Source organism: Mesorhizobium sp. B1-1-8 (genome assembly GCF_006442795.2).
Lineage (GTDB): Bacteria > Pseudomonadota > Alphaproteobacteria > Rhizobiales > Rhizobiaceae > Mesorhizobium.
In genome coordinates, this window is the sequence record NZ_CP083956.1 from 4,082,069 (window position 1) to 4,103,380 (window position 21,312).

Sequence of the window (21,312 nt, forward strand, 5' to 3'; positions counted from 1 at the left end):
GTCCGCTTTCGCGTCAAAGACCAAGCGCCACCTTGCGCCCGTCATGAATGGCGAAGGCCGCCTGCCTGGAGGCGGTGCAGTCGCCGATGGAAATATGCGCAATGCCGCGCCTTTCGAGCTCGATGGACAGGCTGTCTTGCGCCATGCTGGTGGCAGCGAAGACCAGTGCGTCGGCCTCGATCTCCTGCTCGGTTCCGTCGAGCAGCGAAGCGACTCTGGCCACCTTGCCATCCCAATGCACGATGGCGCTTTCGGTCACAAATTTGACCTTCAGCGAGGCAAGCGCCCGGCGCAGCGGCGCATCGACCGCCATTCGCTGCAGTTCCTTGCCGACCAAGGCGTCAGGCGTCACGATCGTCACGTGGTGCCCGTCCTCGGCGAGTTTCCAGGCGGTGCCGCAGCCTTTCCAATTGCCGCCGTCGTCCAGGACGATGACGTTTTTTCCCGGTCTTGCTTCTCTGGCCATCACAGCTTCGGCGGAAAGAACGGCACCTCCGCCCGGAATGCTCTCCCACTGCGGCAGCGCCCGCTGGAAGGCACCATCTTGAGGCAGGGAGCCGGTCGCGATGATGACGTGGTCTGCGCCTTCGCGCTCTACATCCTCCACCTCGACATGCTGGCCGTAGCGCACGTCGACCTGAAGCTGGCTCAGTTGCCGTTGGTACCAATCGATGAGGTCGAGGATTTGCGCCCGGCGCGGCTGCAGGCCGGCCAGCCGGAATTGGCCGCCGAGGCGGTCCGAGGCCTCGGCCAGCGTGACACGGTGACCGCGCTCGGCCGCCACGCGCGCCGCTTCGAGACCGGCCGGCCCGCCGCCGACGACAAAGACGTGTTTCGGCCTGGCGGCCGGAGTGAAGCGGTCGCCTCCCCACTCCCATTCCCGGCCCGCCGACGGATTGATGACGCAGCTGATCCAGTAGTCGCGGCTGCGCCGGCCCCAGCACATCTGGTTGCAGGACAGGCAGCCGCGGATGTCCTGGTGCCGTCCGGCGGCGGCCTTTGCGGCGAGATGCGGATCGGCGATCTGCCCGCGCACGATTGAAACGAGGTCGGCACGGCCTTCGCTCAGCACGCTCTCGGCATTTTCCGGGGTGCGGATGTGGCTCTCGGCGGTGACCAACGCATGGCTCACTGTCGATTTGAGCACCGCCGCAAGGTCCGTGCCGAGCTTGTCCGGATAAAGGAAGGTCGGCATGATCTTGTAGAAATCGAAATAGGAACCCGTCCCGCAGGTGACGTAGTCCATCAAGGCGTCGCGGTCGTGGAGGTCGACGATCTCGGCCAATGCCTCGCGCTGCAGCGCCACCTCGACGTCCGGTTCGTCGGTGACCGCAAGACCGACGATGAAATCCTCGCCGCATTCCCTGCGGATGCGCGTCATCACCTCGCGGCTCATGCGGGTACGGTTTTCAAGGCTGCCGCCCCACCGGTCGTCCCGGCGGTTCGACCAGGGCGTCCAGAACTGGTCGAGCATCGAATGGTACGCGGCCCAGACCTCGACGCCGTCGAACCCAGCCTCGCGGCAGCGGCGCGCTGCCTGGACGAAGCCGTCGATCGTTTCCTCGATCTGGCGACCGGACATGCGGTGCGAACCGTCGGAGTCGTGATAGCTCGGCAAGCCGGAAGGCGACCAGCCGGCATGGAACGAGTTATCGGCGTCCGCGTGCTGGCCGACATGGTAGAGCTGCTGAATGGCGACGGCGCCATTGCCGCGGATGGCTTCCGTCACCTTGCGAAAATGTGGAATGACGCTGTCGTCGGAGGGGCGAAAATTGCCGCGCGTCAGCACCGCGGCCTGATGCACGGGCATCGGCTCGACCACGATCATGGCCGCGCCGCCGATTGCGCGCTCGGCGTAGTAGCCGACATGGCGTTCGGTCGGGACCCCATCCTCGGCCATGTTTGCGGTATGGGCCCCGAATACGATCCTGTTGCGCAATGTCTTGCCGCGCAATGTCGCCGGCTCGAACAGACGCTTGAAGACCCGGTCAGACATACGCTCTCTTTCGACAGAAATTAATTCGCAGTCGGACATCGGCTTCGCTGCGTCTTTTTTGACAAGCATCGCCGGCACCTCTGAAAGGGTGCCGGCGCAGCCGGGCTGCCAAACCTTGGAGTTAGGCGTCGAGCCAGACGTTCTGGAGATCCATCTCGAAGGTCTGATGGACTCCGTAATTCTTCACCTTCTTGTTCATGTGGCTGTAGAGCTTCTGCCAGAACGGCTGAATGATGACGCCAGAATCCTGCAGGATCTGCTCGACATCCTTCATCACCTCCTTGCGCTTGGCGACGTCGATCAGCGACAGCGCCTGCTTGAGCTTGGCGTCGAACTCCGGGTTTGAATACGCCGTCTCATTCCAGGCCTCGCCGGTGCGGTAGCCGAGCGCCAGCACCTGCACCCCGAGCGGACGCATGTACCAGATGGTCATCGAGTAGGGGTATTTCGTCCAGTCGTTCCAGAAGGTCGAACCCGGCAGCACGGTCCGCTTCACCTTGATGCCGGCCTCGCGCAGCTGGCCGGCAATCGCGTCGCCGGTGGCCTTTTGCCAATCGTCCTCGACGGTGATCAGCTCGTGCTCGAAGTCGGCCTGACCGGCATCTGCCATCAACTTCTTGGCGCCGGCGGCGTCGCGGGTCTTCTTGGGCAGCGGATAGTATTCCGGATGGATCGGGCTGACATGGTGGTTTTCACCGACCGTGCCGCGCCCGTTATAGCCGAGTTGAAGCACCGCATTGTTGTCGACGGCCATCTGCAGCGCGTTGCGCACCTTCTGGTTGTCATAAGGCTTATGGGTGATGTTGGTTCTGGCAACCAGCGTGGTCGCGGTCGCGACCTCGGATTTCACCAGGCCCATCTTATCGAGGATGTCGATGAAGTCGGAAGGCGTCTCGAAATTGAGGTCGATCTCGCCGGAATCGAACGCATTCACCGAAGCGTTGAAGTCGGTGCCGTAGTCGATGAATTCGACGCCGTCGAGCGGCGCCTCGCCGCCCCACCACTTGCCGTTCTCGCGGCGCTTGACGACGGCCTTGGTGCCGACCGCGTAGGACACCAGCTCGAAAGGTCCGGTGCCGATCGGCTTCTTGATCGGATCGGCGCCGTCGGCATCGAAATTGCGGTGGACGACCAGCGCCGGATAGTCGGTGAAGTTCGGGATCAGCGAGATGTCGGGTTCGCTGAGCTTCAGTCTGACCGTGTTGTCGTCAACCTTGGTGATGGCGCCATCCCTGGCTTTGCCGGTTTTGGCGTCGATCAGCGCGCCGACGCGCGCGGCCATGGAATTGCCGGCAGCATTCTTCTCGCACCAGCGTGTGACGTTGAAGACCACATCATCGGCGTTAAAGGTATCGCCATTGTTCCAGGTGATGCCCTTGCGCAGATGCAGCACATATTCGGTGGCGTCGTCATTGATATCCCAGCTTTCGAGCAGGACAGGCTCGAAGGTGAACTGGCGCGTGTAGCGGACAAGTGGCTCCAGCCAGGTGCGGGTTACGTTCGCCATCTCCACCCAGTCATAAGTGCGCGGATCCTTCTGCGCCTTTACCGACATCGAGACATGCAGTGTGCCGCCCTTCTTCGGCTCCTGCGCCAACGCCGGCTGCGGCACGGCAAGGCCGATCATTCCATAGGCGGCGGCCGTCGAAGCGCCGAAGGCGCTTGCCAGCGCCAGGAACTCGCGCCGGTCCATCCGCCCCGCGCGCGTCTCTTGCGCCATCGCCTCGATGGCGGCTGGAACGCGATCACCATTGCTTCTGTAGAGTGTCATTTTTTTCCTCCCAGGTTACGAAGGCGGACAATCGCCTTCACGGTTTTGCGCGCTTCATCGGCCAGGTGTCCGCCACGCGATAGCCGGCCGGCCAAGGATCCTCGGGGTCCAGCATGTGCTGATGGATGCCGGTGATCCAGCCGCGGCCACTGATCTGAGGGCGTATGGCGGGCGTGTCGGCGACATTCGTGGTGCCCAGGATCTTGCCGTGAAACTCCGACCCGATGATCGATACACCGGTAAAACAATCCTCCACCGCCATTTCACCCTTCGCATGCAGGATCGCCATGCGAGCCGATACAGCGGTTCCGGTCGGTGACCGGTCGAGCTTGCCAGGCTTTATGGAAACAACGGATTTCGCGAGGAGGCGGTTACCATCACGGGCGATTGCGCCCGCGAAGAGACAGAACGAATGGTGGCGCCAATCAGGGCGATCGGGGTGAAAGAATGCCATCTGCTCATTGGCCGCATCGGTGACGCGCACCCCAAGTTCAGCGAGATCACGGGCTTCGTCGGTTTCCAGGGCAAGGCCAAGCGCAGGTGCGTCAACGACGACGAAACTGTCACCCCCATAGGCCGTATCGACCGTAATGGTACCGAGGCCATCGACCTCAAGCGGCACGCCGAGCTTGCTGGCGAAAGACGGCACGTTCTCGATCGTGATGCGCTGGGCTTTCCCCCCGGCGCAGTCGGCCCGCACGCGCACCAGGCCGCCGGGAGCCTCGAGCACCAATTCGGTCACCGGCTCCCGCATGGGAATGATCCCGGTATCCAGAATCACCGTCGACACGCAGATCGAATTTGAGCCGGACATTGGCGGCGTATCCTCCGGCTCCATTATGATCCAGGCCATCTGCGCGTCCGGATGCTTGGGAGGGATCAGAAGATTGACGTGCCGGAAAACACCGCCGCGCGGTTCGTTGAGAAGGAAGTTACGAAGCTCGTTGTCCTGCGCGATCCATTTGCGCTGATCCCAGACGGTCTCACCGGGCGGAGGAGAAACACCGCCGACAATCACATCCCCGACCTCGCCCTCGGCGTGGCAGGAAACGACATGGATGACTTTCGTGCTTCGCATTCGGACTACTCAGAGCCGCTTGTCTGGCGATTTCGGACGGTCATGAGCTTGCTGATCGACAACATCGCGCAATCCTGGCCGCTTGCCGCGCCGGCGATGCTGAAGGCGCCGCCAAGCTGGTCTACGATCACATCATGAACGCCTGCCAAGCGCTTCAGAAACATCTGGGAAACGGCCAGACGCGCGGTGAATGGGCCTGGGATACTGTCAGTCATGATGGCAATCGGGATCAACTGACGCTGTCCGGTAGTTTCTCCTCGCGCTGCGCGATCAAATCCGCGAGACCCTCGGCGATGCCCTCGTCGAGTTTTGGCTCCTCATAGTCGGCCAGCATGTTGCGCGCTTTCTCGCGGCCGCGGGTGTCGTGGTCCTTTGCCCCTTCGGCGCTCCACTGCTCGAACGAATTGAAGTCCATGATGCTCGGCATGAAGAAGGCCCGCTCGAAATGTTCGAGCGTGTGCTGCGTGCCGAGGAAATGGCCCTGCGGCCCTACCTCACGGATCGCCGCCATGGCCTCCTTGAAATCGTCGAACGGCAGCCCGCCGGCATATTTATACCAGCCGACCAACTGCTCGCAGTCGGTGGCGAATTTCGAATAGCCGCAGGCAAGACCAGCTTCGAGCCATCCGGCCGAATGCCAGATGTAATTGGCGCCGGCGAGGATGGCGGCATGCATCAGCATGTTGGCCTCGTAGCCGGCCTGGGCGTCGTTCAGCTTCGAGCCGACATGGAAGCCGGAGGTGCGCCACGGCAGTTTGTATTTCCGCGCCAGCGCGCCCATCAGATACATCATCTGGGCGGCCTCCGGCGTACCGCCCATCGGCGCGCCGGTCTTCATGTCGACAGTGACCATGAACTGGCCGTAGATCTGCGGCGAACCCGGACGCACGAGCTGCGTGAAGGCAACGCCGGCCAGCGCTTCGGCATTGACTTGCGCCACCGCGCCGACGGCGGACGCCGAGGTCGAGGCGCCGCACAGCGCGAAGGGCGCCAGGATCAGCGGCTGGTTGTGACGCGCATAGACCTTCATGGCGTCGAGCATCGTGGCGTCCCACACCAGCGGCGAATTGCAGTTGGTGATCGACACCAGCACGGGATTATCGCGGACGAACGCCTCGCCGAAGACTATTGCGGCCATCGCCATTGTGTCCTCGGCCCGCTCCTTCGAGGTAACGATGCCCATGAACGGCTTGTCGGAATGCTTCAGCGCCGAATGGATGATGTGGAGGTGCCGCTTCGGCACCGGGATTTCCATCGGCTCGCAGATGATCGAGCTCGATGAGTGCAGCGCCGGCGCCATGTAGGCGAGCTTGTGGAAGTTGTTGAGGTCGGCGAGCGTGCCGTAGCGGCGCTTGTTATCGAGATCGCGCACATAGGGCGCGCCATACATCGGCACGAAGATGGAGTTGTTGCCGCCGACGCGCACCGTGCGCTCGGGATTGCGCGCATTGAGCGTGAATTCCGGCGGCACTTTCGAGACGAGTTCCATCAGGAGCGCGCGGTCGATGCGGACGCGCGTCTCCGAGACATCGGCGCCGGCCTTCTTCCAGAGTTCGATCGCCTCGTCGTCGCGGAACTCGCAGCCCACCTCTTCGAGGATTGCGAGCGACTCCTGGTGGATCAGTTCCACCGCTTCGTCCGGGACCATCTGATAGACCGGGATCCGGCGAACCAGGGTCGGAAAGGAGGCAATCGGTGCGCTGCGAAGCGCCTTGCGGCCGAGCCGGCCACCGCCACGGCGGTGGGTGGGTTCAGTCAGTTCAGCGGCCGGTGCGTTCATGGAGGCTCCAATTCTTTGGTTCAGCCAAGTTAGCGGGACGAAATATGACTGTGACGCTGGAAAATCCTGATCGCTTGTATAAGCTACACTTATGCGAAGCTTGCGTCACCTCCTCCCCTCCGCCGGCAGCCTGGTCGTCTTCGAGGCGGCGGGTCGGCTTTCGAGCTTCACCGCAGCCGGACGCGAGCTCGGCATGACGCAGGCTGCGGTGTCCTACGCGGTGCGCGGCCTGGAGGAAAAGCTTGGCGCCCAGCTCTTTCAGCGCCGCCATCGACAGGTGCTTCTGACGGAGGCAGGCGAGCGCTTTCACGCCGATGTTTCGCTGGGCCTCTCGCATATCCGCAAGTCGGCCGAAGACCTGCGCCTGCAGGCTACCGGCGGCCATGTGACGCTCGCCGCCTCGACCGCCTTCGGTTCGTTCTGGATGATGCCGCGCCTGCAGCAGTTCCGCGACGAACTGCCGGGCGTCGATCTGCGCATCCAGACCGCCGACCGCGACCTCGACATCATCGCCGAGGGCATTCCGCTCGCCGTGCGCGGCGGCGTGCCGCGCGAATGGCCGGACTATCACTCGCTATCGCTCTCCGACGAAGAGATTTTCCCGGTCGCTGGCCCTAGTTACCTCGCCAAATTCGGCCGGCCGAAGACCGTCGAGGAACTGGCAACGCACCGGCTCATCCATCTGGAGGAGCCCTATCGCGAGGCCCCGAACTGGGACGAATGGTTCGCGTCCGCCGGAACCAGTCTGCGCAATGCCGAACGCGGCTTGCGCATCAACGACTATGCGCTGGTGATCCAGGCGGTGATGGAGGGCCAAGGCATCTCGCTCGGCTGGCGGCATCTGGTCGAGCGGCTGGTGGCATCCGGGCTGCTGGTGCCAGTGACCGATCATGTGATGAGGACCGGCATCGGCTTTTATGTCATCTGGCCGAAGAACCGTGAGCTCAGCGGCAATGCCCGCAAAGTGAGAGACTGGCTGGTGGCGCAGGCGTGAAGTATCCCCTCCCCTGCGACCAACGAATCCGCCTATACTCGCCTTATGCCCATCCGCCAGCTTTCCGAAACGATGATCAACCAGATCGCCGCCGGCGAGGTCATCGAGCGTCCGGCGAGCGTGGTCAAGGAGCTGGTCGAGAACGCGCTCGATGCCGGCGCCAGCAAGGTCGAGATCGTCACTGCCGGCGGCGGGCTGAACCTTATCCGCGTCACCGACGATGGCTCGGGCATTGCGGAAAAGGAGTTGGCGCTGGCGATTGCGCGCCATTGCACCTCCAAACTTGCCGACGACATCAACGACATCCGCTCGCTCGGCTTCCGCGGTGAGGCCCTGCCCTCGATCGGTTCTGTCGCGCGGCTGTCGATCCGCTCGCGCACGGCGGCAGGCGACGGCGCCGCCGAGATCGGCATCGAGGGCGGACGCGTGCTGCCCGTCAAGCCGGCGGCGGCCAATCGCGGCACCACGGTCGAGGTGCGCGACCTGTTCTTCGCCACGCCGGCGCGGCTGAAATTCATGAAGGGCGAGCGCGCCGAAAGCTCGGCGACCAGCGATGTGGTGAAGCGCATCGCCATCGCCTTCCCGGCCGTGCGCTTCACGCTGGCCGGCTCCGACCGTTCGACCCTGGAATTGCCGGCGACTGGTGACACGCCGGAAGGCCGGCTTGCCCGCGTCGCGCAAGTGATGGGCGCGGAATTTCCCGACAATGCGATCGCCATCGATGCAATGCGCGATGGCGTGCATCTTTCAGGCCATGTCTCGATCCCGTCCTACACGCGCGCCAACGCGCTGCAACAATATGCCTATGTCAACGGCCGCCCGGTGCGCGACAAGCTGATCGCCGGCGCCATCCGCGGCGCCTTTGCCGATGTCTTGCCGCGCGACCGGCATGCGGTAACGGTGCTGTTCGTGTCGCTCGATCCGGCAATTGTCGATGTCAATGTCCATCCGGCCAAGGCCGATGTGCGCTTTCGCGATCCGGGCCTGGTGCGCGGACTGATCGTCGGCGCCATCCGCGAGGCGCTGGCGGGCGCCGGCATTCGCGCCGCGACCACGGGTGCGGCCGGCATGATGGCGGCGTTCCGGCCGGGTGCGGCGCCTTTCGGGCATGGCGGTCCGGCCAATGGCCACCGCAGCTATGAAGCGGCCTATCGCGCGTCGGGCTTTGCCGGTTTCGATCCGTTGCGCTCGCCGCAGCGGCCGCTCGACATGGGCGAGGCACGATCGCACGGAAACGGTTTTGGCGAAAACGATCAGGCGGCGTTCGACACCGGGCCGCTGGCCAGTGCCGATGCGCGCGCCGGCGAGAGCGTGGCGGCTGAGGCGCTGCTCGGCATGACTTTGGGCGCGGCGCGCGCGCAGGTGCATGAGAACTACATCGTCGCCCAGACCAGGGATTCGCTGATCATCGTCGACCAGCACGCCGCGCATGAGCGGCTGGTCTACGAGGCGCTGAAAAATGCGCTGCACTCGCGCGCGGTTCCCTCGCAGATGCTGCTGCTGCCGGAAATCGTCGATCTGCCCGAGGAGGACGCCGAACGGCTGGCGCTGCATTCCGAAACGCTGGCCAAATTCGGGCTCGGGCTGGAGCGTTTCGGCCCGGGCGCGGTGGCCGTGCGCGAGACGCCGTCGATGCTGGGCGAGACCAATGTCCAGCAGCTGGTGCGCGACCTTGCCGACGAGATCGCCGACAACGACACGGTCGAGACGCTTGAGGAACGCCTGGACAAAATCGCCGCCACCATGGCCTGTCATGGCTCAGTGCGCTCCGGCCGCCTGCTCAAGGCCGAGGAGATGAATGCGCTTTTGCGCCAGATGGAAGCGACGCCCGGCTCCGGCACCTGCAACCATGGCCGCCCGACCTATATCGAGCTCAAGCTCGCCGACATCGAAAGGCTGTTCGGAAGGCGGTGAGTCCGTGAGCGGCAAGACAGGCTCGATAGTTCAGTTCCGGTTCGACGCCGAAGTGATCCATTGGAGAGGCCCGTCACCATACTTCTTTGCGCCAATACCCGCGCACTATGGCGAGGAGATCAAGCAGGTAGCGAAGCTCGCGACATATGGGTGGGGGGTGATACCTGTCGAGGCAACGATTGATGGCGTCGGGTTCCGCACATCCCTGTTCCCCAAGGACGGAAGCTATCTATTGCCCCTCAAGGACGATGTCCGGCGCAAATGCAATTTAACGGCAGGCGATTCGATTTCCGCCGTCATCGCAATACGACTTCGCGGATGATGACAATGCGACGGCAGAGTTCCGCAGGGTGTTACAAGCGGTCTGTTGGCGGTTCCAACTTTTCAGGAATGAACTTCCCGGCAAATCTTGAGAACGCGCTTCCGGGAGGGGCCTCTAAACAGGAGGCTATGAGCACATCGTAATTTGCAATCGTATTAACGTCATACAATCCGAGATTGCTGGGGTTCTCGACATACTCTTTGGGCTCATCGCCTGCAAAAAAGCGCCAGCCACTATCATCCGGACCATTAGGCATTTCGCGATAGAGATAGCCTACTTGTGCACCATCCACCGTGATGCGGTCGGTCGCAATACAGCTGCCGTAGCCAACCGCGATCGGACGAAACGTGGACGCATCGCGAAAAAATGTCTTAGGCATCTCAAACTTGCTGCGGGATCGGTTCCTTGAGTCAAGTGAGCCTTAACGTGCCGGCATCAGTCAAGCTCCCTAGTCCTCACCGCTTCAAATTCACCACGATCACGCCACCCAGCGCCAGCGCGCCGCCGAGGATGCCGAGCAGGCTCGGCACTTCGCCCAGCCAGAAGAAGCCGATCAGGGCCGACATCGGCGAGACCAGATAGAGGAAGTTCGAGGCGCGCGCCGCCGGCAGACGCGACAGCGCCGTCGCCCAGGCAGCATAGGCGATCAGGCTGGGCACGATGCCGAGATAGATGACGGCGCCGAGACCGGCGGTGTCGGCGACCGCCGCCTGCCCGAAGGCTGCCGGCAGGAAAGGCGACAGGCAGAGCGCGCCGAGCACCATGTTGGAGGCGGAAATGGTGAGCGGATGATGGCGGGCAAAGAGCGGCTTCTGGACAATGGTGTTGACGGCCGAGCACAATGCCGAGCCCAGCACCAGCAGCGCGCCGGCATTGAAATGCAGGCCGTGCCCGTCGGCCACCGCAATGACGCCGATGCCGGTGAACGAGATCGCCGTGCCGGCCCAGGCCATGCCGGAAAAGCGCTCGCCGAGCAGCGCCATGGCCATGATGGCGGTGAAGATCGGGCTGACATTGATGATGAAGCCGGCTGCACCGGCCGAGACGGTCAGCTCGCCGAAATTGAGCATCGCCGTATAGAGCGCGACGAAGACGGCGCCGCCGAAGACGAAGCGCCAGATCTCGCCGATCCGGGGCAGCGCGGGGCGCTTGACGGCGAGGAAGACCGCCGCGGGAACCGCCGCGATGGCAAAGCGCAGCGCCCCTAATTCCAGCGGCTGGAAGGCCGCAAGTCCGGCGCGGATCGCCGGAAAGGCCGAGGCCCAGCCGATCACCGTCAGTGCCACCGCGATGGCCGCCGTGGTGTCCATGCGCTGTGTCTCATTCAACGTGCCGGTGTAAGCGCTCATCGCCGTTTCCTCGCCTTTCGATGCCATGAATGGAGAAAACGCCATTGCCAGCCGATTGACAAACGACCAATTCGAGGGTCAGCTGTGAACATGGATCACAGCTCTGACCAGATATTGCCGCTCGAAACCTTGCGTGCCTTCGATGCGGCGGCACGAACCGGCAGCTTCTCGGCCGCGGCCGAGAAGCTCAACCTCACCCATGGCGCTGTCAGCCGGCAGATCGCCAAGCTGGAGGACTGGCTTGGCCTGAAAGTGTTCGAGCGCAATGCGCGCGGCGTGACGCTGACCAACGAGGGCAACAGGCTGCATCTGAGGACCACCGAGGCATTCGCGCTGATCTCGGTCAATTCGGACCGCTGGGTCGAGCCGCGCGGCACAGCCGTGGTGCGGCTGGCCTCGATCCCCTCGGTCAGCGGCCTGTGGCTGATGCCGCGCATGGCGGCGCTCGAAAACAGTCCGACCCGGCTGCGCATCGTGCTCGATGTCGACAACCGCCAGGCCGACCTCGCCGACGAAGGCATCGACCTGTCGGTGCGCTGCGGCCGCGGCCGCATTCCGGGCCGGGTCTCGGTGCAGCTGTTCGAGGAGCATATCTTTCCGATCGCATCGCCGGATCTGGCCAAGGAGATCGGCCACGGCGACCCTGCCCGGCTGCTCAAATTCCCGCTGATCAACGATTCCGACGCATCCGGCTGGCGCGCCTGGCTCGCGGCGCAGGATATCGACTACCGCCCGCGCCCGCAGGACCGGCGCTTCGAGGACTACAATCTGGTGCTCGACGCGGCCGCGCATGGACTTGGCATTGCACTGGCGCGGCCGCCGCTGACGCAGGACCAGATGAAGTCGGGCCGCATCGTCGCCGTCGACCAGCGCGTCGCGCTCAATCCGGTCTCCTACTGGCTGGACCGGCCGGTCGGCCGTCCGCGCGCCGCCGCCGTCGATCTTGCCAGGCGGATTGCGGAACAGGCCGGACTGGCGCCGGAAAAGCTGGAGACCTTCCTGCTGGACGAAGAGTAAAACTCGTCAGCGAAGCAGCAGCACGACGATTGTGGCGACCGTGGCCGAGATCAACGCCGTCACGACCGAAATCATCCACAGCGGTTGGGAGGGCTTGGAGCGCGGCGCATGACCGCGCGGGGCCGCGGTGCCGCCGCGCAGCGCCGCATTGGAATTGGCGGCAACCAGCACTGAAGGGGCAGCGAGTGCGGGCGAAAACGACGATGGCGGCGGGGCTGCCGTGACCCTGGCCGCGCTGTCGGCGACGGCCGGCTGAGCCTGGCCGCGCCGAGGCTGAACGGACTCCGCTGCCTGGTTGCCCCGCGGAGCCCTTCCCGGCGCATCGTCCATGCCTGCGTCCGCTTCCATGATGGCGCGGTAAGCGTCCTCGATCTCGCCGGAAGACAGGCGCTGCGGCAGTTGGGCGGCCGGCCGTTGCAACGATGCTTCCAGCGCCTGCGCGGCAAACTGCGCCGATTGCACCGTCGACGGCGCCGGCGGCTGGATAAGCGCCTTGATCAGCGTGGTTGTGGCCGCGTCGGCCTTGGCCGCCGGCACCGGCTGCGGGGTCAGCGCTTCGCTGAGCAGCGAATTCAGGCGGGTTGAGGCGATTTCCATGCCGGGTTTCCGGAACCATTGTCCATTCCAGCCATAATACACGAGCATTGCGTCAAGCTTGACCGCGCCCAAGATTTATGGCGATTGAACCTGGATGAACCCAAGCGTCATTTCATGATGAACCGTTTTGAAGGCCCCGGCGGCAAGGAAGCGCGCATCCGCTATCTCGACGGCGATTTCCAGGTCACCAGCCCCGGCTCGTTCGTGCGCTGCGCGGTGACCGGCGAGAGCATTGCGCTGGACGAGCTCAAATATTGGAGCGTCGCCCGGCAGGAGCCTTACGTGAACGCCGCAGCGTCGCTGCGGCGCGAGATCGAGACGCATCCGGAATTGCGCAAGCGGGGCTGACGCCGCTTAACCCCTTAACTTCCGCAGCCGCCACGCATCCAGCGTTTCGCCGATGATGCGTTCCGGCACGTGGTCGAGGTCAAAGACCGCGTCGATCTCGAGCACGTCGAGCTGATCAAAGAAGCCGGCTGGCGTGGTGCCGTGGCGCAGGCGCGCGGCGTCCTTGGCCGTGCTGACGAGGCGCAGCCCTTCGCGCCCGGCCAACGCCGCCAGATCGGCGAGTTCGTCGTTTGCATAGAAATGATGGTCCGGAAAGGCGCGCGATACCACAACCTCGCCGCCGGCCGCGCGCACCGTGTCGAAGAATTTTTCCGGATGACCGATGCCTGCAAAGGCGAGGAAGCGGCCGCCGGCAAAGCGGGCGCGGTCGGCTGGCTCGGCATGCGCCAGAAAGATCGGCCGGCCGGCGCGCGCCGCCTGGCGCACCACCGGATCGGCGGCGGTCCCCTCACCCATCTTCAAAAGCCCGCTGGTGAAGACCAGCTGGTCGACGACCTTGGCCCTGAGCGGCCCGCCCGGAATGACGCGGCCGTTGCCGATGCCGTAGCGCGCGTCGACGACAACCAGCGCGTAATCGATATGGATGCGCGCGGACTGAAAGCCGTCATCCATGATCAGGAAATCGCAGCCATGCTTTTCGATCAGCAGTTTTGCGCCGGCGGCGCGGTCGGCCGTCACCGCCACCGGCGCATGTTCGGCAAGCAGCAGCGGCTCGTCGCCGACATGCCTGGCGGCATCGTGATGCGCATCGACGACGTGCGGCTTGGCGAAGGAGCCGCCGTGGCCGCGCGACAGGAAGCCGGGCGTGAGCCGCATGCGCTTTGCCTGTTTGGCCAGGGCGATGGCAACAGGCGTCTTGCCGCTGCCGCCGACGGTGAGATTGCCGACGCACAGAACCGGCGCCTCGACTTTTTCGCGCGGCGCGTGCCGCATGCGGCGGCCGGCGACCAGCCCGTAAACCGCCGACAGCGGCGACAGCGCCAGCACACGCCAGTCGGGCTTCTCCCACCAGAAGGGCGGCGCTTCGCTGGTCATGATCGCCAACCCACGACCTAGCGCCCGTTGGCGCCTTTCAGGCGCGCCTTGACGACCAGCGGCTGGATGTAGGGCTCGAGCGATTTCAGCGTGCGCGCCAGCGCGCCGCGCATTTCGTCGACGGTCGCGGCGCCTGCCGCCATCATCTCGTGGCGCGCCGCCTCGTTGGTCAGCAGGAAATTGACGGCGCCAATCAGCATGTCGCGGTCGCGCACCAGCTTGGCGCCGCCGCTGTCGAGCAGGCGCTGATAGGCCTCGCGGAAATTCTGCACGTTGCGGCCGGCCAGCACCGCGGTATCGAGCATTGCCGGTTCGAGCGGATTCTGGCCGCCCTCGGATGTCAGCGAGCGGCCGACAAAGGCAATCTCGGTCAGCCTGAGATAGAGGCCCATCTCGCCGATCGTGTCGCCGAGCAGGATATCGGTGTCTGGCGAGATGCGGTCGCCCTTGCTGCGCCGCGCGACGTTCAGCCCCATGCCGGAAATCTGCGCGGCGAGCGCATCGGCGCGATCAGGGTGGCGCGGCACGACGATGGTCAGCAGGCCGTGATGGCGCTTGTGCAGGCTGGCATGGACTTCCGCCGCGACAACCTCCTCGCCGTCATGCGTGGAGATCGCCGCCCAGGTCGGGCGCAGACCGATCTGCCTCCGCAAGGTGGCGAGCGTGCGCTCATCCGCCGGCGGCGGATTGGTGTCCACCTTGAGATTGCCGGAGACGGTGACCGGCCGGGCGCCGAGCGTGCGGAAACGCTCGCCGTCGACATCCGACTGGGCAACGACATGGGCGAGATTCTCGAACAGCGCCTCGGCGACGCTGGCGCGCTTCTTCCAAGAGATGAAGGAGCGGTCCGAAAGCCGGCCATTGACCAGCACCTGCGGCACGTTGCGGGCGCCGAGCTCGAGAATGGTCATCGGCCAGATTTCCGATTCGGCGATGATCGCCAGTTCGGGCTGCCAGTGGTTGAGGAAACGGCTGACCGCCGGCTTCAGGTCGAGCGGCACATATTGGTGGATGATTCGCTCGCCGAGCCGCTCGTCGGCAACTTTGGCCGAGGTGACGGTGCCGGTGGTCAGAACGACGTTGACGCCATAGTCGAGGATGCTTTCGACCAGTGGCACGACGGCGATCGTCTCGCCGACGCTGGCGGCGTGGATCCAGATCACCGGCCCCTCCGGACGCGGCCGGCCCGCAACGCCGTAGCGCTCGCGGCGGCGGATGCGATCCTCCTTGCCGCGCGAGGCGCGCCAGGCGACATAAGGCCCGATCAGCGGATATGCGACGGCGCCCGCATAGCGGTAAGCCGTGAGGGCGGCGCGCGCCCAGCGCTCGCTCATTTGTGGCCGTCCACGAGGCCGTAGGCCTCTTCTGTCGCGGCATTGAGCGAGGCGGTGACCTCCTGGCGCTTGCGTTCCATCTCTGCGTCATCGGCATCGGCCGGCACATAGACGGGCGTTCCGATGACGATCGCGGAGCGGCCGAACGGCAGGTTGATGGTGGTCTTGTCCCAGCTTTTTTCCAGCACCTTGCGGCGGCTGGTGGTGATCGCCGTGGGCAAGATCGGCCGGCCGGAAAGCTTTGCCAGAAGCACGATGCCCAGCCCGGCATCGCGCGGCGTGCCATGCGGGATGTCGGCGATCATGGCAACGTTCTTGCCCGCGACAAGCGATTTCTTCAGCGCAATCAATGCTTTGGCACCACCCTTGTCGAGATGCCTCGAATTGTCGCGGCCGCCGGAGCCGCGCACTGCCTCGATGCCGAATTTCTCCAGCATCAGCGCATTGAGCTCGGCATCGGCACTGCGCGAGACCATGGCGACCAGCGGCCGCTCCTTAGGATAAAAGGCGGGGGTTAACAGATGCTGGCCATGCCAGAGCGCGATGATGCCGGGCTGGAGATGCGCATAGGCGCCGCCGGCAAATTTGGCAGAGCCTTCGACCAACGGGCTTGTGATGCGAATCAGGCGCACGAACCAGGCGAACAGGCTGGCGATGAAATTCTTGACGAAGCCCGACTGCGCGAGCGGCTCGCGGATGCGCCGCCACAAGTTGCGCGTTCCGCCACGCCTGGCGGCGGGACTGGTGGCCGCGCGCTTCACCGCTTCATGCTCCATCGGCGTCAACCGGCAGCCTTCGATTCCGGATCGAGCAACCGGTGCAGGTGGACGACGAAATAGCGCATATGGGCATTGTCGACGCTGGCCTGCGCTTTCGCCTTCCAAGCGGCGTGCGCCGATTGATAGTCGGGGTAGATGCCGACGATGTCGAGCGCATCCAGGTCACGAAACTCGGTTCCACCCAGCTTTTTCAGCTCGCCCCCGAACACGAGGTGCAAAAGCTGCTTCTTTCCGTCTTCCACGGCCATGCCGATCCTTCGCAGATTCATGAGTTTTGTGAAACGTTTAGACCAAAGCAGCCGGCTTTGGAACTGTGGGCCCGCTCACCCTTCGTCAGATCCGGCAATGACGCCAGCCAGGATGTCCAGCAGTTCGCCGCTGCCGGCGGCGAGCGCGCCGTGGTTGATCACACTGCCGGCATAACGCGGCGGCTGTCCGCCGCGGTCGAGCAAGGCGCCGCCGGCTTCGACGAGGATCAGGTCGGCGGCGGCGATGTCCCAATCATGCGCATTTGGCTTGACGAAGGTCGCGTCGAGCTTGCCGGCGGCGATCATCGCCAGCCGGTAGGCGAGCGAGGGGATGTAGGCCGCGCGCCGGATCCGGCCTTGCCAGGCCTCGGGCATCAGGTCGATCAGCGGCTTTGGCCCGCCGATGTCGACCGTGTCGCCAAGCGGGCGCACACGGATGCGCTTGCCATTGAGGAAGGCACCCTCGCCGGGCATCGCCCAGTAGGTCTCCTGCTTGGCCGGGCATTCGAGCACGCCGGCGAGCGAGCGGCCGTCCTCGACCACGGCGACACTGACGCACCAGGAATGCAGGCCGTCGAGAAAGCCGCGCGTGCCGTCGATCGGGTCGACGACGAAAGTGCGGCACGCCGAAAGCCGCGCATGATCGTCGGCGGTCTCCTCCGACAGCCAGCCGTAATCCGGCCGCGCCTTGAGCAAGGTCTCGCGCAGATAGTTGTCGGCCGCGTGGTCGGCCTCGCTGACCGGCGAGGTGCCGCCTTTCATCCACACTTGCGGGCTGTTGCCGAAATAGCGCATGGCGATCGCGCCTGCCTCGCGGGCGGCGTCGCGCAGCAGAGCGAGATCTTTACGGGCTTCGGCCAAGACAGGCTGATCAAGCGCCGGCAAGGGTCATCCCTTCGATCAGCAGCGTGGGTGCGGCGGTGCCGAAATTGCGGTCGAGATCGCTTGCCGGCACCATGTTGAGGAACATGGTCTTGAGGTTGGAGGCGATCGTCACCTCGGCCACCGGATAGGCAAGCGCGCCATTCTCGATCCAGAAGCCGGAGGCGCCGCGGCTGTATTCGCCGGTCACCGTGTCGACGCCTTGGCCGAAGACTTCGGTGACATAGAAGCCGCGCTTCAGCGCGGCGATCAGTTCTTCGGGCGAGCGTTCGCCAGGTTCGATGGCGAGATTGGTCGAGGACGGCGAGACGGAAGAGCCGCTGCGCGAGCCGCGGCCGTTGGTGACGAGACCCAGTTCCCGCGCGGCGGAGGTCGACAGGAACCAGTGGTTCAACACGCCCTTGTCGACCATCAACAGCTTCTCGCCCTCGACGCCTTCGCCGTCGAACGGACGCGAGGCCTGGCCGCGGCGGCGGAGCGGCTCGTCGGTAACGGTGATCGCGGCGGACGCGACCTGCTTGCCCATCATGTCGCGCAGAAAGCTGGTCTTGCGCGCCACCGCAGCGCCGTTGATGGCGCCGGCGAGATGGCCGGCAATGCCGCGCGCGACGCGCGGATCGAGCACCACGTCCACCGGTCCGGTCGCCGCCTTGCGGGCGCCGAGGCGGCGCACGGCACGCTCGCCGGCCTTGCGGCCGATCTCCTCAGGCGCATCGAGATCGGCAAAATGCTGGCGGGAGGAAAATTCGTAATCGCGCTCCATCGCGGTGCCCTCGCCGGCAATGACGCTGGTCGAGCGCGAGAAGCGCGAGGCGACATACTGGCCGACAAAACCGTGCGAGGTGGCAAGCACCAGGCCGCCCAGTCCGGCGCTGGCATTGCTGCCGGACGAGTTGGTGACGCCGTTGACGGCAAGCGCCGCTTCTTCCGCAGCAAGGGCTGCTTCCTTCAACTGATCGGCCGAGACCTCGGTCGGGTCGAACAGATCGAGATCGCGCAGGTTACGGGCAAGCAGCGTCGGATCGGCGAGACCCTGAAAGGGATCCTCGGGCGACACTTTGGCCATGGCGACGGCACGTTCGGCGAGCACCTTCGGGTCCGATGCGGCAGTGGCGGAAACGCTCGCCACCCGCTGGCCGACGAAGACGCGCAAGGCGACATCCTCGCTTTCCGACGATTCGGTGCCCTCGACCTTGCCCAGCCGCACAGACACGCCGGCCGAACGGCCGCGCACCGCGACCGCATCGGCTGCGTCCGCGCCGGCGCGCCTGGCCGCCTCGACAAGGGCTGCGACGCGGTCGGTCAGTTTCGCTGCGTCGAGCGTATCGGTCATGCGGTTTGTCCTGTTTGGTCAAGCTGTCCGGGAGGGCGGACGCCTCCGCACCATCTATTGTTCCACTGCCGCTTCTGCAATGGCGGATACGGCAATCTCAAGGCAATAGCCCGGGTTCGTTCCGGATGCCAAATTCTTCGGGAGCTCCTGGAGGCAAAGTCAGGTCGCCACGGGCGCCCAGATCACGTCGTCGATCCTGGCCGCACCCGTCGCCAGCATCACCAATCGGTCGAAGCCAAGCGCCCCGCCGCTCGCCTGCGGCATGATGGCCAATGCGGCGAGAAAATCCTCGTCGAGCGGGTAGCGTTCGCCGTAGACGCGCTCCTTCTCGTCCATCTCGGCGATGAAGCGGCGGCGCTGCTCGGCCGGATCGGTCAGCTCGCCAAAGGCGTTGGCGAGCTCGACGCCGCAGCAATAGAGCTCGAAGCGCTCGGCAATGCGCGTATCCCCGGCGTTCGGTCGCGCCAGGGCCGCCTCCGACACGGGATAGCCATGGAGAATGGTGGCCCGCCCCCGCCCCAGCGCTGGCTCGATCTTTTCGACCATCACCCGGCTGAACAAATCGGCCCAATTGTCGTCGGGCGCCGTGCGCAGGCCGGCGCGGACCAGCGCCTGGTGGAGCACTTCGCGGTCGGTGCTGCCGTCGGCGGCGACGGTTGCCAGAAGGTCGATGCCGGCATGGCGCATGAACGCTTCCGCCACGCTCAGCCGCTCAGGTTCCGCGAACGGATCGGCCTCACGGCCGCGGAAGGTGAAGCTCCTCGCACCGGCTTTTTCCGCCGCCAGCGCCAGGAATTCGGCACAGTCGGCCATCAGGCTCTCATAAGTTTCGCCGACGCGGTACCATTCGAGCATGGTGAATTCGGGATGATGCAAAGGCCCCCGCTCGCGGTTGCGCCAGACCGGGCCGAGGCTGAAGATACGCGTCTCGCCGGCGGCGAGCAGCTTCTTGCAGGCGAATTCCGGCGAAGTGTGGAGATAGAGCGGCTGGCGCGATGCATCGGGATTGATCGCCTCGGTGGCGAAGGCCGCAAGATGCGCCTCATTGCCGGGCGAGACCTGCAGCGCCGACGTCGTCACCTCGACGAAATCGCGCTCGGCGAACCAGCCTCGCAAGGCGGCGGCAATGGCATTGCGCGCCATCAGTCGCGGCCGCCGATCGGCATGAATATGCGGCATCCACCAGGGCGAGGCGCCGGTCATAAGCGGGAAAATCGCCGGGAAGGCTGGCGGTTCGGCGCAAGATGCGCTACGGCGCGCGGGATAGCCGTCATTGCCGATTTGTGGCAATCACCAGGCCGATAAACTCGATTGGGAATGAATAAAGTGGTCAAGGTCATCGCCAGTTCGTTACGCAAAGGCAACGTCGTCGATAAGGACGGCAAGCTCTATGTCATCCTCTTTGCCGAAAACATCCACCCTGGCAAGGGTACGCCGGTGACGCAGCTCGACATGCGCCGCATCGGCGACGGGGTGAAGATTTCGGAACGCTACCGCACGACGGAGATGGTGGAGCGCGCCTATGTCGAGGAGCGCGAGCACACCTTCCTCTATGCGGACGGCGAAGGCTACCACTTCATGAACCCGGAAAGCTACGACCAGGTCGTGGCTCCCGAAAGCGTGGTCGGCGACATGGCTCCCTATCTGCAGGAAGGCATGGCGGTGCAGTTGGCGCAGTTCAACGGCGTGCCGATCTCGCTGGTGCTGCCGCAACGCGCCACCTTCGAAGTGGTGGAGACCGAGCCGACTACCAAGGGCCAGACAGCATCGTCGTCCTACAAGCCGGCTCTGCTTTCCAACGGCGTGCGCACCGCTGTGCCGCCGCATATCTCTGCCGGCACCCGCGTGGTGGTGATGACCGCCGACGGCTCCTATGTCGAGCGCGCCAAGGACTGAGGGTCCGGAGTTTCACAACAGCCCAACTGCCACGGCCCGCCCGCGACCAAGCGGTCCACGGTCAGCACGGTTGTCCGCCGTCTGGATGTCAGGCTCTGATCCGAAGCGATAAGGCGATCCTGTCAGCGACGACAGCAACAAAGTGGTGACCTTGGCCCCAAAGCCCAGCTTGGCTAGAGTTCGAAAGATGCTGGACGCCATTCACCACGTCGCGATTATCTGCACCGACTACGATCGATCGCGACGGTTCTATGCCGAGCTCCTCGGCCTGGACCTGATCCGCGAGGTCTATCGGGAGGAGCGGCAGTCTTGGAAGGCCGACCTGCGGATCGGATCCGCCCAGCTGGAATTATTCTCCTTCCCGGCCCCAGTGCCGCGGCCGTCTAATCCAGAGGCGACAGGGCTGCGGCACTTGGCATTTGCTGTGGGGAACCTCGACGCCGTAGTTGTGCGCCTGGAAGCCGCCGGCGTTGCCGTAGAGCCAATCCGGATCGACCCGTATACGGATCGGCGCTTTACTTTCTTTAGCGACCCGGATGGATTGCCGTTGGAACTCTACGAAGCGCAACAAAGTACCGTTTAATACGACAGTCTGCGTATCGCGCGCAGCAGAGATCCAGGCGGAACCCTAAGGCGGGT

22 protein-coding genes are annotated in these 21,312 nt (G+C 64.7%); 8 read left to right on the top strand and 14 right to left on the bottom strand.

The window, feature by feature from the left end:
- Positions 1–13: 13 nt before the first annotated feature.
- From FJ974_RS19890 to FJ974_RS19900, 3 genes are all read right to left on the bottom strand, one after another.
- Entirely contained in the window at positions 14–1,996 is a 1,983-nt protein-coding gene (locus tag FJ974_RS19890; RefSeq protein ID WP_140537817.1) for an FAD-dependent oxidoreductase, read from the bottom strand.
- A gap of 121 nt (positions 1,997–2,117) precedes the next feature.
- Complete coding sequence (locus FJ974_RS19895) at positions 2,118–3,767, bottom strand: ABC transporter substrate-binding protein (protein WP_140537815.1); 1,650 nt, start codon at positions 3,765–3,767, stop codon at positions 2,118–2,120.
- Between the two features lie 37 nt (positions 3,768–3,804).
- Positions 3,805–4,845 (bottom strand): trans-3-hydroxy-L-proline dehydratase, encoded by a 1,041-nt coding sequence (locus FJ974_RS19900; RefSeq protein WP_140537814.1) that lies wholly within the window; start codon positions 4,843–4,845, stop codon positions 3,805–3,807.
- 71 nt (positions 4,846–4,916) lie between these two features.
- Here FJ974_RS19900 and FJ974_RS30420 point away from each other — a divergent pair, with 71 nt between their 5' ends.
- Positions 4,917–5,168 carry a hypothetical protein gene (locus FJ974_RS30420; protein WP_413468360.1) on the top strand — a complete coding sequence of 84 codons (252 nt, stop codon included), beginning with the start codon at positions 4,917–4,919 and terminating at the stop codon, positions 5,166–5,168.
- On the opposite strand, the gene FJ974_RS19910 is transcribed toward FJ974_RS30420, so the two are convergent.
- A complete protein-coding gene (locus FJ974_RS19910) occupies positions 5,075–6,625 on the bottom strand; it encodes a trimethylamine methyltransferase family protein (RefSeq protein ID WP_140537812.1) in 1,551 nt (516 codons plus the stop codon). The genes FJ974_RS30420 and FJ974_RS19910 overlap by 94 nt on opposite strands.
- Positions 6,626–6,716: 91 nt before the next feature.
- Between FJ974_RS19910 and FJ974_RS19915 the strand changes: the two genes are divergently transcribed.
- Genes FJ974_RS19915 through FJ974_RS19925 form a run of 3 tightly spaced genes read left to right on the top strand, consistent with a single transcriptional unit; the run spans position 6,717 to position 9,855 of the window.
- Positions 6,717–7,619, top strand: a complete 903-nt coding sequence (locus FJ974_RS19915; protein ID WP_140537811.1) for a LysR substrate-binding domain-containing protein — start codon at positions 6,717–6,719, stop codon at positions 7,617–7,619.
- A 45-nt stretch (positions 7,620–7,664) separates the two neighbouring features.
- Positions 7,665–9,533 carry a DNA mismatch repair endonuclease MutL gene (mutL, locus tag FJ974_RS19920; RefSeq protein WP_140537809.1) on the top strand — a complete coding sequence of 623 codons (1,869 nt, stop codon included), beginning with the start codon at positions 7,665–7,667 and terminating at the stop codon, positions 9,531–9,533.
- A gap of 4 nt (positions 9,534–9,537) precedes the next feature.
- Positions 9,538–9,855, top strand: coding sequence for a DUF1905 domain-containing protein (locus tag FJ974_RS19925; protein ID WP_210240728.1), 318 nt, complete (start codon positions 9,538–9,540; stop codon positions 9,853–9,855).
- Positions 9,856–9,886: 31 nt separating this feature from the next.
- Here the strand turns inward: FJ974_RS19925 and FJ974_RS19930 are convergent, their stop codons facing one another.
- Both FJ974_RS19930 and FJ974_RS19935 read right to left on the bottom strand, forming a co-directional pair.
- Positions 9,887–10,234, bottom strand: a complete 348-nt coding sequence (locus tag FJ974_RS19930) for a DUF2185 domain-containing protein (protein ID WP_140537806.1) — start codon at positions 10,232–10,234, stop codon at positions 9,887–9,889.
- 76 nt (positions 10,235–10,310) lie between these two features.
- A complete protein-coding gene (locus FJ974_RS19935) occupies positions 10,311–11,204 on the bottom strand; it encodes a DMT family transporter (RefSeq protein WP_140537804.1) in 894 nt (297 codons plus the stop codon).
- A gap of 90 nt (positions 11,205–11,294) precedes the next feature.
- Between FJ974_RS19935 and FJ974_RS19940 the strand changes: the two genes are divergently transcribed.
- On the top strand, positions 11,295–12,221 hold the full coding sequence (locus FJ974_RS19940; protein WP_140537803.1) for a LysR family transcriptional regulator: 927 nt from the start codon (positions 11,295–11,297) through the stop codon (positions 12,219–12,221).
- Between the two features lie 6 nt (positions 12,222–12,227).
- On the opposite strand, the gene FJ974_RS19945 is transcribed toward FJ974_RS19940, so the two are convergent.
- Positions 12,228–12,818, bottom strand: coding sequence for a hypothetical protein (locus FJ974_RS19945; protein ID WP_140537801.1), 591 nt, complete (start codon positions 12,816–12,818; stop codon positions 12,228–12,230).
- A 114-nt stretch (positions 12,819–12,932) separates the two neighbouring features.
- Here FJ974_RS19945 and FJ974_RS19950 point away from each other — a divergent pair, with 114 nt between their 5' ends.
- On the top strand, positions 12,933–13,166 hold the full coding sequence (locus FJ974_RS19950) for a DUF2093 domain-containing protein (protein ID WP_140537865.1): 234 nt from the start codon (positions 12,933–12,935) through the stop codon (positions 13,164–13,166).
- Positions 13,167–13,172: 6 nt separating this feature from the next.
- Here the strand turns inward: FJ974_RS19950 and lpxK are convergent, their stop codons facing one another.
- From lpxK to epmA, 7 genes are all read right to left on the bottom strand, one after another.
- On the bottom strand, positions 13,173–14,201 hold the full coding sequence (gene lpxK / locus FJ974_RS19955; protein ID WP_140537800.1) for a tetraacyldisaccharide 4'-kinase: 1,029 nt from the start codon (positions 14,199–14,201) through the stop codon (positions 13,173–13,175).
- A gap of 17 nt (positions 14,202–14,218) precedes the next feature.
- On the bottom strand, positions 14,219–15,535 hold the full coding sequence (gene waaA / locus FJ974_RS19960; RefSeq protein ID WP_140537798.1) for a lipid IV(A) 3-deoxy-D-manno-octulosonic acid transferase: 1,317 nt from the start codon (positions 15,533–15,535) through the stop codon (positions 14,219–14,221).
- The gene (locus FJ974_RS19965) at positions 15,532–16,311 is read right to left on the bottom strand and encodes a lysophospholipid acyltransferase family protein (protein ID WP_140537796.1); all 780 of its coding nucleotides are present in this window, start codon (positions 16,309–16,311) and stop codon (positions 15,532–15,534) included. Before FJ974_RS19965 ends, waaA begins: the two co-directional genes overlap by 4 nt.
- A 5-nt stretch (positions 16,312–16,316) precedes the next feature.
- Positions 16,317–16,562: a DUF4170 domain-containing protein gene (locus FJ974_RS19970; RefSeq protein WP_140537794.1), complete on the bottom strand. Its 246-nt coding sequence runs from the start codon at positions 16,560–16,562 to the stop codon at positions 16,317–16,319.
- 75 nt (positions 16,563–16,637) lie between these two features.
- Positions 16,638–17,447, bottom strand: coding sequence for a 3'(2'),5'-bisphosphate nucleotidase CysQ (locus FJ974_RS19975; protein ID WP_140537793.1), 810 nt, complete (start codon positions 17,445–17,447; stop codon positions 16,638–16,640).
- On the bottom strand, positions 17,434–18,777 hold the full coding sequence (locus FJ974_RS19980; protein ID WP_140537791.1) for a TldD/PmbA family protein: 1,344 nt from the start codon (positions 18,775–18,777) through the stop codon (positions 17,434–17,436). Before FJ974_RS19980 ends, FJ974_RS19975 begins: the two co-directional genes overlap by 14 nt.
- Before the next feature lie 159 nt (positions 18,778–18,936).
- Positions 18,937–19,980: an EF-P lysine aminoacylase EpmA gene (gene epmA / locus FJ974_RS19985; protein WP_140537789.1), complete on the bottom strand. Its 1,044-nt coding sequence runs from the start codon at positions 19,978–19,980 to the stop codon at positions 18,937–18,939.
- A gap of 123 nt (positions 19,981–20,103) precedes the next feature.
- On the opposite strand from epmA, the gene efp reads away from it, so the two are divergent.
- Together efp and FJ974_RS19995 are read left to right on the top strand one after the other, a co-directional pair.
- Positions 20,104–20,673, top strand: a complete 570-nt coding sequence (gene efp / locus FJ974_RS19990; RefSeq protein WP_140537788.1) for an elongation factor P — start codon at positions 20,104–20,106, stop codon at positions 20,671–20,673.
- Positions 20,674–20,860: 187 nt separating this feature from the next.
- Positions 20,861–21,256 (top strand): VOC family protein, encoded by a 396-nt coding sequence (locus FJ974_RS19995; RefSeq protein ID WP_140537786.1) that lies wholly within the window; start codon positions 20,861–20,863, stop codon positions 21,254–21,256.
- Positions 21,257–21,312: the final 56 nt, after the last annotated feature.

What these genes read in the sequence shown, in the direction of transcription:
- FJ974_RS19890 (WP_140537817.1), bottom strand. Translation starts at nt 1,996, where the DNA reads ATGTCTGACCGGGTCTTCAAGCGTCTGTTCGAGCCGGCGACATTGCGC.
- FJ974_RS19895 (WP_140537815.1), bottom strand. Translation starts at nt 3,767, where the DNA reads ATGACACTCTACAGAAGCAATGGTGATCGCGTTCCAGCCGCCATCGAG.
- FJ974_RS19900 (WP_140537814.1), bottom strand. Translation starts at nt 4,845, where the DNA reads ATGCGAAGCACGAAAGTCATCCATGTCGTTTCCTGCCACGCCGAGGGC.
- FJ974_RS19910 (WP_140537812.1), bottom strand. Translation starts at nt 6,625, where the DNA reads ATGAACGCACCGGCCGCTGAACTGACTGAACCCACCCACCGCCGTGGC.
- FJ974_RS19915 (WP_140537811.1), top strand. Translation starts at nt 6,717, where the DNA reads ATGCGAAGCTTGCGTCACCTCCTCCCCTCCGCCGGCAGCCTGGTCGTC.
- mutL (WP_140537809.1), top strand. Translation starts at nt 7,665, where the DNA reads ATGCCCATCCGCCAGCTTTCCGAAACGATGATCAACCAGATCGCCGCC.
- FJ974_RS19930 (WP_140537806.1), bottom strand. Translation starts at nt 10,234, where the DNA reads ATGCCTAAGACATTTTTTCGCGATGCGTCCACGTTTCGTCCGATCGCG.
- FJ974_RS19935 (WP_140537804.1), bottom strand. Translation starts at nt 11,204, where the DNA reads ATGAGCGCTTACACCGGCACGTTGAATGAGACACAGCGCATGGACACC.
- FJ974_RS19940 (WP_140537803.1), top strand. Translation starts at nt 11,295, where the DNA reads ATGGATCACAGCTCTGACCAGATATTGCCGCTCGAAACCTTGCGTGCC.
- FJ974_RS19945 (WP_140537801.1), bottom strand. Translation starts at nt 12,818, where the DNA reads ATGGAAATCGCCTCAACCCGCCTGAATTCGCTGCTCAGCGAAGCGCTG.
- FJ974_RS19950 (WP_140537865.1), top strand. Translation starts at nt 12,933, where the DNA reads ATGATGAACCGTTTTGAAGGCCCCGGCGGCAAGGAAGCGCGCATCCGC.
- lpxK (WP_140537800.1), bottom strand. Translation starts at nt 14,201, where the DNA reads ATGACCAGCGAAGCGCCGCCCTTCTGGTGGGAGAAGCCCGACTGGCGT.
- waaA (WP_140537798.1), bottom strand. Translation starts at nt 15,535, where the DNA reads ATGAGCGAGCGCTGGGCGCGCGCCGCCCTCACGGCTTACCGCTATGCG.
- FJ974_RS19965 (WP_140537796.1), bottom strand. Translation starts at nt 16,311, where the DNA reads ATGGAGCATGAAGCGGTGAAGCGCGCGGCCACCAGTCCCGCCGCCAGG.
- FJ974_RS19970 (WP_140537794.1), bottom strand. Translation starts at nt 16,562, where the DNA reads ATGGCCGTGGAAGACGGAAAGAAGCAGCTTTTGCACCTCGTGTTCGGG.
- FJ974_RS19980 (WP_140537791.1), bottom strand. Translation starts at nt 18,777, where the DNA reads ATGACCGATACGCTCGACGCAGCGAAACTGACCGACCGCGTCGCAGCC.
- epmA (WP_140537789.1), bottom strand. Translation starts at nt 19,980, where the DNA reads ATGACCGGCGCCTCGCCCTGGTGGATGCCGCATATTCATGCCGATCGG.
- FJ974_RS19995 (WP_140537786.1), top strand. Translation starts at nt 20,861, where the DNA reads ATGCTGGACGCCATTCACCACGTCGCGATTATCTGCACCGACTACGAT.